Source organism: Rathayibacter sp. VKM Ac-2805 (genome assembly GCF_009834265.1).
GTDB lineage: Bacteria > Actinomycetota > Actinomycetes > Actinomycetales > Microbacteriaceae > Rathayibacter.
Window position 1 is genome coordinate 2,232,910 of sequence record NZ_CP047185.1, and the last position, 11,692, is coordinate 2,244,601.

Sequence of the window (11,692 nt, forward strand, 5' to 3'; positions counted from 1 at the left end):
GGGGTCGTCGGCGGGTGGCGCGAGTGAGGCTTATTCGAGGAGACCCCCTCCCACGAGGGGGACAACTGCGCTCAGCGCGTGAGGTGCGCCTCGATCACGGAGCTCTGGGAGCGCGCGTCGTCGATCTCGTGATCGTCGCCGCAGTAGGCCATCAGCCAGCCGCAGTCCGACTTCCTCGTGGAGCCGAAGTAGGTCACGTCGAGGCCGTAGCTGTCGGCGGCCGTGTAGAAGGCTTCGCCGACGTCCGTCCAGGAGCCCGCGCCGCCCGCGGTGAGAGAGAGGCTCTGATCGCTGGGCCAGCCGACCTCCCCGACCGAGCAGTGCACCCCGTACCGCCGGCACCACTGCCCGAAGGTCGTCACCGCCGCCACGAAGACCTGCTCGTCGGTGCCGCCCTGCTTGTCCGAGCGCAGGGTCGTGCCCGTGCCGCCGGGGTAGAAGTGCTGCGAGTACACGATCCGGTCCAGCGGGTCCTGGATCCACGGCCCGTCGGGTGCGATCGCAGCGACCGTGCCCGTCGTCGCCTCCCGCATCCCCTCGACCCAGATCGTGTGCCGATCGCCGGTCCCCCGGACGGCCGACACCACGGCCTCCGTGTAGGCCTTGTAGGTCTCGACGGGGACCAGCGACCGCTTCACCTCGTTGAAGAGGTCGTAGGCGGCGATGCGTCCGTCGTCCTGGAACTCCGCCGCGAGCAGGGTCCAGACCCTCTGCGCCTGGGATACCGAGAGCCCGGATCCGAACCAGACGGTCCCCTCGGGCAGATCGCCCTGGCTCGTCGGATAGGTGCCGTTGTTGTGCAGGTCGAGCACCACCCGCATGCCGGCGGCGCCGATGGCGGCGATCTCGGTCCGGAGCAGAGCGACCGCCGCCGGATCGAGCCCCTTCGCCAGAGCGTCGTCGGTGCTCTCCCCGTCGGCCTGCGGCTGCAGGAGCGACCAGGGCACCGCGAGCCGGACCAGGGTGAGTCCGCGGTCCGCCAGGAACTCGTAGCTCTCGGCCGGATTCCCGGCGGTGCAGTCGACTCCGACGTCGACGCGCGACTGCAGATCGAACACGTTCACGCCGCGGAGGTAGGACCGGCCGCCCAGGTAGTCGTCGACCGAGCCGATGGCAGGCGCGGGCGACGCGGAGGCGGACGACGGCGCGCAGGCCACGGGAGCAGTTCCGTCGCTCCGCTCGAGGAGCCGCACGGCGACCACGACGAGGGCCGCGACCACCACGACGGCCAGGACGATCAGCAGCGGGCGGCGGAGCCCACGTCGCGGCCGATCGCGTGCAGCGGCGATGCGAGCCTCCCGAGCCTGCCTGCCCGGTGCGGCCACCGGATCGCCGCTGAGGCTAGCAGAGCTCCGCGACGCCTCAGCGCACCGCCACCGTCGCGCGGTCGCGGCCGGTGAGGTCGCGCTGCGTGGTCGCTCCGCGCCAGCCGTCGGCGGTGAGCAGGGCGCGGATCTCTGCGCCCTGCAGCTCGCCGTGCTCCATCACCAGCACTCCCCCGGAGCGGAGCAGGCGGAGGGCGGTCGCCGAGAGCGAGCGGACGACGTCCAGGCCGTCCTCGCCGCCGTAGAGCGCCGAGGGCGGGTCGAACAGGCGCACCTCCGGGTCGCGCGGGACGGCGGCGGCCGGGATGTAGGGCGGGTTGGAGACGACGACGGAGACGGTGCCGTCCAGCTCGGGAAGCGCGCGGGCGAGGTCGTCGAAGACGATGCGAGCGTTCTCGAGCCCGAGCCGCTCGCGGTTGCCGCGGGCCCAGATGAACGCCTCGGGAGCGTTCTCCACGCCGATCACGCGCGCGTGCGGCACCTCGTGCGCGAGCGCGAGCGCCAGGGCTCCGCTGCCCGTGCCGAGGTCGACGGCGATCGGCTCCGGGTCGACGACCGCGCGGAGCGCGTCGATCGCGATCTGCGCGACGCCCTCGGTCTCGGGTCGCGGGACGAACACGCCGGGTCCGACCGCGAGCTCGAGCGAGCGGAACGGCGCGATCCCGGTGATGTGCTGCAGCGGCTCGCGAGCCGACCGGCGCTCGATCGCGCTCGCGAACCCCGCGGCGTGCTCCTCGTCGACGGTCAGCCCCGTGATGAGGCGCGCCTGCAGCCGGCCGCGGCCGAGCCCGAGCAGGTGCCCGAGAAGCAGCTCCGCGTCGACGTCCGGCGTGGGGACGCGGGCGGCGGCGAGGCGGGCGACCGCGTCCGCGAGGAGGGTGCGCGCGTCGACGCCGGTGGTCACGAGGGTCACGCCTCCTCGGAGCCGATGTCGGCCAGGCGGGCCTCCTCGTCGGCCTGGATGGCGCTCTCCACCACCGGGTCGAGCGCGCCGTTCATCACGCCGTCGAGGTTGTACGCCTTGTAGCCGGTGCGGTGGTCGGCGATGCGGTTCTCGGGGAAGTTGTAGGTCCGGATGCGCTCGGAGCGGTCCATCGTGCGGATCTGCGTCTTGCGCGCGTCCGAGGCCGCCGCGGCGATCTCCTCCTGCTGGCGGGCCAGGATGCGAGCGCGGAGCACGCGCATGCCCGCCTCGCGGTTCTGCAGCTGGCTCTTCTCGTTCTGCATCGACACGACGATGCCGGTCGGGAGGTGGGTGATCCGCACGGCGGAGTCGGTCGTGTTGACGGACTGCCCGCCGGGACCGGAGGAGCGGTAGACGTCGATCTTCAGGTCGTTCTGATTGATCGCGACCTCCTCGGGCGCGTCCACCTCGGGGAACACGAGCACGCCCGTGGTCGAGGTGTGGATCCGCCCCTGAGACTCGGTCACGGGGACGCGCTGCACCCGGTGCACGCCGCCCTCGTACTTGAGGTGCGCCCACACGCCCTGCGAGGGATCGGTGGCGTTGCTCTTGATCGCGACCTGCACGTTCTTGTAGCCGCCGAGGTCGGACTCGTCGCGGTCGAGGATCTCCGTCTTCCAGCCCTTCGCCTCGGCGTAGTGGAGGTACATCCGGAGGAGGTCGGCCGCGAACAGCGCGCTCTCGGCTCCGCCCTCGCCGCCCTTGATCTCCATGATGACGTCGCGGCCGTCGTCGGGGTCGCGCGGGATGAGCAGGCGCCGCAGCTTCTCCTGCGCCACCCGCAGCGACTCCTCCAGCTCGGGGACCTCCTCCGCGAAGGCCTCGTCCTCGCGGGCGAGCTCGCGCGCGGCCTCGAGGTCCTCGCCGGCCTGGATCCAGGCGGAGTGGGCCGCCTTGATCTGGCTCAGCTCCGCGTAGCGCCGGTTGACCTTCTTGGCGCGGGCGGCATCGGCGTGGAGGGCCGGGTCGGAGAGCTGCGTCTGCAGGTCCTCGTGCTCGGCGAGGAGGACGCTGACGGATTCGAACATGGGGTCCTGGCTTCCGGAGGTGGTCGGGGTCGGGCTCATCGCCCGGGGACGCGAAAACGTCCGCGGCCGCCCCCGGTGACAGGGGCGACCGCGGACGTCGGGGCGCTAGTGGTGGCCGTTGCCGTGGCCGGCGGTGGCCGGGCCGACGGCCGACTTCGAGACCTGCATGAGGAACTCGACGTTGGACGAGGTCTCCTTCAGGCGCGACAGGATGATCTCGAGCGCCTGCTGCTGGTCGAGCCCCGCGAGGGCGCGGCGCAGCTTCCAGGTGATCTTGACCTCGTCGGCGCTGAGCAGCATCTCCTCGCGGCGCGTGCCGGAGGCGTTCACGTCGACGGCGGGGAAGATCCGCTTGTCGGCGAGGTGGCGGGAGAGGCGGAGCTCCATGTTGCCGGTGCCCTTGAACTCCTCGAAGATCACCTCGTCCATCTTCGAGCCGGTCTCGATGAGCGCGGTCGCGAGGATGGTGAGCGAGCCGCCGTTCTCGATGTTGCGCGCCGCGCCGAAGAACTTCTTCGGCGGGTACAGCGCCGAGGCGTCCACGCCGCCCGAGAGCACGCGGCCCGAGGGAGGAGCGGTCACGTTGTAGGCGCGGCCGAGACGGGTGATGGAATCGAGCAGCACGACCACGTCGTGGCCCAGCTCGACCAGGCGCTTCGCGCGCTCGATCGCGAGCTCGGCGACGGTCGTGTGGTCCTCGGCCGGGCGGTCGAAGGTGGAGGCGACGACCTCGCCGCGCACGGTGCGCTGCATGTCGGTGACCTCCTCGGGACGCTCGTCGACCAGGACGACCATCAGGTGGACCTCGGGGTTGTTCTGCACGATCGCGTTGGCGATCTGCTGCAGGACGATGGTCTTGCCGGCCTTGGGCGGCGCGACGATCAGGCCGCGCTGTCCCTTGCCGATCGGGGCGACCAGGTCGATGATCCGCTGGGTCAGCTTGCCGGGCTCGGTCTCGAGGCGCAGGCGCTCGGTCGGGTAGAGCGGCGTGAGCTTCTGGAACTCGACGCGCGCAGCGGCCTCCTCGACGGTCTGGCCGTTGATCGAGTCGACGCGGACGATCGCGTTGTACTTCTGGCGGCCGCCGCCCTCGCCCTCGCGGGGCTGGCGGATGGCGCCGACGACCGCGTCGCCCTTGCGCAGGTTGTACTTCTTGACCTGGCCGAGGGAGACGTAGACGTCGCTGACGCCGGGCAGGTACCCGGTGGTGCGCACGAAGGCGTAGTTGTCGAGGACGTCGAGGATGCCGGCGACCGGGATGAGGACGTCGTCCTCGCCGATCTCGGGCTCGAAGTCGTCGCCGATCGCTCCGCCGCGGCGCTTGCGGTCGCGGTAGCGGCTGCGGCGGCCGTCCTCGCCCTCGGCCTGCTGGCCGTTCTGGGGCTGTCCGGAGCCGTTCTGCTGAGGAGCCTGCTGGCCCTCGGACTGCGCGGCGCGCGCGCCCTGACCGTTCTGCGGCTGGGACTGCGCGGCGGGGCTCTGCTGAGCGTCGTTCTGGCGGTCGTCCCCGCGGTTGCGGTTCCGGTTGCGGCGGTTGCGACCGCGGCCGGTGCCCTGCTGGTCGCCGTTCTGCTGCTGGTCGCCGCCCTGCTGCTCCTGCTGGTCGCCGGAGTCGGAGGAGTCGGCGTCGTTCTCGGCGGGCGCCTGCTCGGCCTGCTCGTTCTGCTCGGAGGCGCCCCCGCGGCTGCGGCGGCGTCCGCGGCGCTCGCGCTGGCCGCCCTCGCGGGAGGAGTCGTCCGACTCCGGCCCGTTGGGCAGCTCGATGTCGATGACGGGCTTCGCGGCCTGGTCGGCGTCGCGGTCCTGCTCGATGACGGGGAGGTCGGGGATCAGCGACTCGACGCCGGTCCCGCCGGGGATGTTGAGGTGCTCGCCGGCGGCGACGGTGCCGCTGGAGGCGCGGCGCGAGCTGCGTCGGCGGGGCGCGCGCTCGACGGGCTCGGCGACCGGCTCGGCCGCCGCGGGGAGCTCGAGCTCGACGGGGGCCGACTCGGCGGCCGTCGCGGAGGGCTCGTCGACGGTGGGCGCGGCCTGCTCGAGGACGTCGGCCGTGTCGGCCTCGGTGCTCTCGACGGGCGTCGGCAGCTCCGCCGGCGCCTCGGGCTGCGGAGCGGACTGCTCGGCCACATCGGCCGGCTCGGCCTCGACGCCGGTGGCGTCGACGTCCGGGGCGACCGCTGCGTCGTCCGGAGCGACCGCGTCGGCGATCGCGGCGGGCGCGTCCTCGGCGGAGGCGGCGCGCAGGTCCGAGATGGCCTGGACCAGCTCGCCCTTGCGGAGCTTGGAGGCGCCGCCGAGGCCGAGCCGCGTCGCGAGAGCCTGGAGCTCGGCGACGCGCAGACCGGAGAGGTCGGCGGTGAGGTCCACGGTTGAGCCGTGGGTGTTGACGTCTGTCACTGGAGAGGGTTCCTTCCCCCCGGGAACGAGTGCTCACCGGGAGAGCTCATCGACCGTGCGGTGCCATCGCGTGTTCTGATCCACGCGATGCTCTCGGCCGCCGGGACCGACTGCCGCAGAGAGCGAGGAGAGGGCCCGGAGACCAGGCGCCGGTCTGCAAGAGGAGCAGGGGCGCCCTTCACACGATGTGATGGCCGTGGTTGTCGGGACGATCCGTCGGACAGATTCCGCTCGTTACGCGGTTCCTCGGGATGCGGTCCCCACTGTAGCACCCTTGAAGTCGACGGCCAGCATGTGCGCGCGCCACGGCGTGGGGGCCTCCCGCTCCACCAGATCCGCGGCGGCGAGGCGCTGCGCGGGGTCGCTGCAGAGCACCAGGACGCTCGGTCCGGCACCCGAGACGACCGCCGCGTAGCCGTGCGAGCGCAGCAGCGCGATCAGCGCTGAGGTCTCGGGCATGGCAGCCGCGCGGTAGTTCTGGTGCAGCTTGTCCTCGGTCGCCGCGAACAGCAGTTCCGGGCTCTGGATGAGGGCGGCGATCAGGAGCGAGGAGCGCGAGACGTTGAAGACCGCGTCCTCGTGCGGCACGCTCTGCGGCTGCAGCGAGCGGGCCAGCCGCGTCGACATGGTGTGCTCGGGCACGAAGACGACCGGGGACACGCCGCGGTGGACCATGAGCTTCTTGGAGCGCGGTCGCAGCGGCGAGTCGTCGGCGCCGGAGGCGTGCGGCTCGACCCAGGCGATGGTGAGGCCGCCGAACAGTGCGGGCGCCACGTTGTCGGGGTGCCCCTCCATCTCGGTGGCGATGCGGAGGAGGTCGTCCGAGTCGAGCTCGACGACGCCCTCGAGCAGGCCCTTCGCGGCCATGATGCCGGAGACGATCGCGGCGCCGGACGAGCCCATCCCGCGGCCGTGCGGGATGATGTTGCGCGCGATCACCTCGATGCCGGGCATCTCCTGCCGCTGGTCGGCGAACGTGTACGCGATGGCCTGCACGACGAGGTTCGTCTCGTCGGTCGCCACCTCGCCCTCGCCGACCCCGTGCACGGTGACCCGCGCACCCGTGGCCGCGACGGCCGTCACGTCGAGCTCGTCGTAGAACGAGAGCGCCAGGCCGAGCGTGTCGAAGCCGGGGCCCAGGTTCGCCGAGGTGGCGGGGACCTTGACGTGGACGGTGCGGCCGACGGGAACCGCCGAGGTCATGCGCCGGCCAGCCCCAGCACGTCCGCGATCGCGGCGGTGTCGACCGGGACGACGGTCGGCGTGATGTCCGCGCCGTCGGCCGTGCGGAGCGCCCACTGCGGGTCCTTGAGCCCGTGGCCGGTGACCGTCAGGACGACGGTCGCGTCCTTCGGGATCGCTCCGGCCTCGGCGCGCTCGAGGAGCCCCGCGACGCTGATCGCCGACGCCGGCTCGACGAAGACGCCGACCTCGCCCGCGAGGATGCGGTACGCCTCGAGGATCTTCTCGTCGCTGATCGCGCCGAAGTAGCCGTCGCTGACGGTGCGCGCGTTGAGGGCGAGCTCCCACGAGGCCGGGTTGCCGATCCGGATCGCGCTGGCGATCGTCTCGGGGTGGCGGACCGGGGCGCCGTGCACGATCGGTGCGGAGCCCTCGGCCTGGAAGCCGAACATGCGCGGGAGGCGGGTCGACTCGCCGCGCTCCAGCTCCTCCGAGTAGCCGCGGAAGTAGGCGGTGTAGTTGCCCGCGTTGCCGACCGGGACGATGTGGAAGTCCGGAGCATCGCCCAGCACCTCGACGACCTCGAAGGCCGCGGTCTTCTGTCCGGCGATGCGGTCCGGGTTCACCGAGTTGACCAGGTGGACCGGGTAGTTCTTCGCGAGGTCGCGGGCGATGTCGAGGCAGTCGTCGAAGTTGCCCTGCACCTGCAGCAGCTGCGCGTTGTGCGCGATCGCCTGGCTGAGCTTGCCCAGGGCGATCTTGCCCTCCGGCACCAGGACGGCCGCGGTGATGCCGGCGTGCGTCGCGTAGGCGGCGGCCGAGGCGGAGGTGTTGCCGGTCGAAGCGCAGATGACGGCCTTCGCGCCGTGCTCGACGGCCTTCGAGATCGCCATGGTCATGCCGCGGTCCTTGAAGGAGCCGGTCGGGTTCATGCCCTCGTACTTGACCCACACCTTCGCGCCCGTGCGCGCCGAGAGGGCCGCCGCGGGGATGAGCGGCGTGCCGCCCTCGCCGAGAGTGATGACCGGGGTCGCCTCGGTGACATCGAGGCGGTCCGCGTACTCGTGCAGGACTCCGCGCCACTGCTTGGCCATCTCAGGCTCCTTCAACTCGTAGAACGGACGTCACGGCGCCGACGAAACCATGCGAATGGAGGGCGGTGACGGTGGCCGCCAGATCGGATTCCGCCGCGGCGTGCGTGCCGATGACCAGGGTAGCGGTCGGCTCGCGCCGCTCCGCACCGCCCTGCTCCTCCAGCGGGTCGGCGCCGGGCGGGGTCTGCACCAGGGTCTCGACCGAGACGCCGTGGTCGGCGAAGACGCCCGCGATCTGCGCGAGCACGCCGGGGCGGTCGAGCACCTCGAGGGTGACCTGGTACCGGGTCGTGACGTGGCCGATCGGGAGGACCGCGAGCCCGGAGCTCGCGCTGGTCACCAGGCCGGGGCCGCCGACGACGTGGCGGCGGGCGGCCGAGACGACGTCGCCGAGGACGGCGGAGGCCGTCTCGATCCCGCCGGCGCCGGCGCCGTAGAACATCAGGTCGCCGGCCGCCTCCGCCTCGACGAAGACCGCGTTGTTGGCCCCGTGCACGGCCGCGAGCGGGTGGGAGCGGTGCACGAGCGCGGGGTAGACCCGCGCGGACACGCCCTCCACGCCGGTCTTGGCGTCGGTCAGCCGCTCGCAGATCGCGAGCAGCTTGATCACGTAGCCGGAGTCGCGGGCCTGGTCGACCTGCGCCTTCGTGATGCCGGTGATGCCCTCGCGGTGCACCAGGGTGACCGGGACGTCGGTGTGGAACGCGAGGCGGGCGAGGATCGCCGCCTTCTGCGCCGCGTCGTAGCCCTCGATGTCGGCGGTCGGATCGGACTCGGCGTAGCCGAGCTCGGTCGCGCGGGCGAGCGCGTCCTCGAGGCTCGCGTGCTCGGTGTCCATCCGGTCGAGGATGTAGTTGGTCGTTCCGTTGACGATGCCGAGGATGCGGTGGACCCGGTCGCCGGCGAGGCTGTCGCGCAGCGGCCGGATGATCGGGATCGCGCCGGCGACGGCCGCCTCGTAGTTGAGCTGGGCGCCCACCTGGTCGGCGGCCTCGAAGAGCTCGTTGCCGTGGGCGGCGAGCAGCGCCTTGTTGGCCGTGATCACGTCCGCGCCCGACGAGATCGCCGCGAGGATGTGGCTGCGGGCGGGCTCGAGCCCGCCGATCAGCTCGACCACGATGTCGGCGCCCAGGATCAGCGACTCGGCGTCGGTGGTGAGCAGGTGCTTCGGGATGTCGGCGGTGCGGGGCGCGTCCACGTCCCTGACGGCCACGCCCACGAGCTCCAGCGGCGCCCCGACGCGCTGGGCGAGCTCGTCGCCGTGGTCGAGCAGGAGGCGCGCCACCTGGGCACCGACGGACCCGGCGCCCAGCAGGGCGACGCGGAGGCTGCGGTACTCGATCATCGGGAGGTGGCCTTTCGTTCGATGCCGGCGTCGCGGCGGAGGAGGTCCTCCTCGGTCTCGCCGCGCACGAGGACGCGGGAGCGCCCGTCGCGGACGGCGACCACCGGGGGGCGCCCGAGGTAGTTGTAGTTGCTGGCGAGCGACCAGCAGTAGGCGCCGGTCGCGGCGACGGCGAGCAGGTCGCCCGGCCGCACGTCCGCGGGCAGGAAGTCGTCGTGGACGACGATGTCGCCCGACTCGCAGTGCTTCCCGGCCACCCGCACGAGGGCGGGCTCGGCCGAGGAGGAGCGGTCGGCGATCCGCGCCGTGTAGTCGGCACCGTAGAGCGCCGGACGGGCGTTGTCGCTCATGCCGCCGTCGACGCTGACGTAGCGGCGGACCGCGGTCGAGCCCTCGGAGCCGACCGTCACGTCCTTCACGGTGCCCACCTCGTAGAGGGTGACGCCGGCGGGCCCGATCAGCGAGCGGCCGGGCTCGATCGCGATGTGCGGCACCGGGACGCCGCGGGCGGAGCACTGCTCGGCCACCGCGTCGGCGACGGCGGCCGCGATCTCGGCGATCGGGGTCGGGTCGTCGGCACTGGTGTACGCGATGCCGAAGCCGCCGCCGAGGTTGAGCTCCGGCACGGGGCCGTCCGCGAGCAGTGCCGCGTGGACGTCGAGCAGGCGCGACGCCGACTCCGCGAACCCGGCGGAGCCGAAGATCTGGGATCCGATGTGGCAGTGCAGCCCGAGGAACCGCAGGGAGGAGAAGGAGCGGATGCGGGCGACCGCGGCCGGGCAGTCGGCGAGTGCGAGGCCGAACTTCTGGTCCTCGTGCGCCGTGGCGAGGAACTCGTGGGTGTGCGCGTGCACTCCGCTGTTGACCCGGAGGCGCACCGCCTGCACGCGGCCGTGCCGCTCGGCCGCGGCTGCGACGCGCTCGATCTCGACGAGGCTGTCGAGCACGATCGTGCCCGCGCCCACCTCGACGGCCCGGTCGATCTCGCGGAGCGACTTGTTGTTGCCGTGGAGGCCGAAGCGCTCGGGCTCGATCCCTGCGGCGAGGGCCACTGCCATCTCGCCGCCGCTGGAGAGGTCGAGGTTCAGGCCCTCGTCGCGCATCCAGCGGGCGACCTCGGTCGAGAGGAACGCCTTGCCCGCGTAGTAGACCGTGACGCCGGTGCCGATGCGGCCGAGCTCGCGGGCGAAGACCTCGCGCATCTCGACGGCCCGGCGGCGGGCGTCGGCCTCGTCCACCACGTAGAGAGGAGTGCCGTGCTCGCGCACCAGCTCGGCGACGGGCACTCCGGCGATCCGGATCCCGCCGTCCTCGCCGCGCTCGGCGCTGTCCGGCCACACGCCGTCGGCCAGGGCGTTCGGGTCGGCGGGCGTGTGCAGCCACTCAGGCGCGAGCGGATGCCGGGGGGCGCGGGCGCGGGCGTCGACGGTGTCCACGGGTGAGACCTCACAGGAGAGAGTGGGAGCGTCACTGCGGGGCGAGCGGGTCCGGATTGACCCCTGAAGCCAGCGATGTCAGTGTTCGGCCCGCGGAAGACGCCGGCACAGGGCTCCGATCCTACTGGTCCGGGGCGGCGGCGCCGCGCGGGCTCAGGCGCAGGTGCCCGGTTCCTGCTCCGCGGGGTCGCTGAGGAACGTCGGAGAGAGCGCGAAGCTCGCGTTCAGCGACTCGTCGGCGACCTCGACCCCGGTCAGCGTCAGTCCGCGCGGCACCGAGTCCGCGATGCACACGGAGGACGGAGCGAGCAGGTCGCCGGAGACGGCGCCGAAGCGATCGCGGAAGTCGGTCGCCGAGAAGGTCGCACCGGCGGCGGAGACCTCGGCCGGGGTCAGCCGGATGGCGCCGTCCACGGCGGCGAGCTCCATCCCCACGCCCGCGCCGAGCCGGAGGCCCAGCACCTCGACGGAGGCGGTCACGCGCACGAGCGGAGCGTCCAGGGTCACCTCGTCGACAGGAACGGTGCTGCGCTCGGTGACGAGCCGCGACACCGAGGCCGCGTCGATCGCGACCGTCGTGCTGCCGGACTCGACCGCTCCGACGCCGCTCACCGGCACCCCGATCAGGGTCGCGGCGACGTCGCCGTCGAGCTCGCCGAACGTCACGTCCGAGCTGCGCAGGTCGAGCCGGTCCAGCCGTCCCGAGACGAGCTGCGGGAGCACGGCCCAGCCCGCGACGTCGACGTCCACCGCCCGGTCCGCGGGCAGTGCGAGCGCCTCACGGAGGCTCGCGGCGGCGCGGTCCGCGACGGCGCGGCGGGCGAGCGAGTCACCCACCACCGCCGCGACCACGAGCAGCACCAGCACCACGACGACCACCACGGCCGCGCGTCCCCCGCGCCGGCGCCGCGGCGCCGCCCC

Annotated in this window: 9 protein-coding genes; all 9 read right to left on the reverse strand. The window is 72.9% G+C overall.

Features of this window, described 5'->3' with window-relative positions; all coding sequences use genetic code 11:
* Positions 1 to 71: 71 nt before the first annotated feature.
* The 9 genes from GSU40_RS10420 to GSU40_RS10460 all read right to left on the reverse strand — a co-directional run bounded on the left by GSU40_RS10420 (position 72) and on the right by GSU40_RS10460 (position 11,653).
* The gene (locus GSU40_RS10420; RefSeq protein WP_208543310.1) at positions 72 to 1,325 is read right to left on the reverse strand and encodes a cellulase family glycosylhydrolase; all 1,254 of its coding nucleotides are present in this window, start codon (positions 1,323 to 1,325) and stop codon (positions 72 to 74) included.
* A 37-nt stretch (positions 1,326 to 1,362) separates the two neighbouring features.
* Positions 1,363 to 2,238: a peptide chain release factor N(5)-glutamine methyltransferase gene (gene prmC, locus GSU40_RS10425; protein WP_160034892.1), complete on the reverse strand. Its 876-nt coding sequence runs from the start codon at positions 2,236 to 2,238 to the stop codon at positions 1,363 to 1,365.
* A complete protein-coding gene (prfA, locus tag GSU40_RS10430) occupies positions 2,235 to 3,317 on the reverse strand; it encodes a peptide chain release factor 1 (protein ID WP_104232724.1) in 1,083 nt (360 codons plus the stop codon). The genes prmC and prfA overlap by 4 nt, the downstream gene beginning before the upstream one ends.
* A gap of 105 nt (positions 3,318 to 3,422) precedes the next feature.
* Entirely contained in the window at positions 3,423 to 5,714 is a 2,292-nt protein-coding gene (rho, locus tag GSU40_RS10435; protein ID WP_160034894.1) for a transcription termination factor Rho, read from the reverse strand.
* 234 nt (positions 5,715 to 5,948) lie between these two features.
* Entirely contained in the window at positions 5,949 to 6,917 is a 969-nt protein-coding gene (gene thrB, locus GSU40_RS10440; protein WP_104223004.1) for a homoserine kinase, read from the reverse strand.
* Positions 6,914 to 7,990, reverse strand: a complete 1,077-nt coding sequence (gene thrC, locus GSU40_RS10445; protein WP_104223003.1) for a threonine synthase — start codon at positions 7,988 to 7,990, stop codon at positions 6,914 to 6,916. Before thrC ends, thrB begins: the two co-directional genes overlap by 4 nt.
* A 1-nt stretch (position 7,991) precedes the next feature.
* Positions 7,992 to 9,335 carry a homoserine dehydrogenase gene (locus tag GSU40_RS10450; RefSeq protein WP_160034896.1) on the reverse strand — a complete coding sequence of 448 codons (1,344 nt, stop codon included), beginning with the start codon at positions 9,333 to 9,335 and terminating at the stop codon, positions 7,992 to 7,994.
* The gene (gene lysA, locus GSU40_RS10455; RefSeq protein ID WP_104225560.1) at positions 9,332 to 10,771 is read right to left on the reverse strand and encodes a diaminopimelate decarboxylase; all 1,440 of its coding nucleotides are present in this window, start codon (positions 10,769 to 10,771) and stop codon (positions 9,332 to 9,334) included. The genes GSU40_RS10450 and lysA overlap by 4 nt, the downstream gene beginning before the upstream one ends.
* A 153-nt stretch (positions 10,772 to 10,924) precedes the next feature.
* Positions 10,925 to 11,653: an LmeA family phospholipid-binding protein gene (locus GSU40_RS10460; protein WP_104262485.1), complete on the reverse strand. Its 729-nt coding sequence runs from the start codon at positions 11,651 to 11,653 to the stop codon at positions 10,925 to 10,927.
* Between the last annotated feature and the right edge of the window lie 39 nt (positions 11,654 to 11,692).

Excerpts from the sequence above, each read along its gene's own strand:
- prfA (WP_104232724.1), bottom strand. The coding sequence starts at position 3,317 with ATGTTCGAATCCGTCAGCGTCCTCCTCGCCGAGCACGAGGACCTGCAG.
- thrB (WP_104223004.1), bottom strand. The coding sequence starts at position 6,917 with ATGACCTCGGCGGTTCCCGTCGGCCGCACCGTCCACGTCAAGGTCCCC.
- GSU40_RS10450 (WP_160034896.1), bottom strand. The coding sequence starts at position 9,335 with ATGATCGAGTACCGCAGCCTCCGCGTCGCCCTGCTGGGCGCCGGGTCC.
- thrC (WP_104223003.1), bottom strand. The coding sequence starts at position 7,990 with ATGGCCAAGCAGTGGCGCGGAGTCCTGCACGAGTACGCGGACCGCCTC.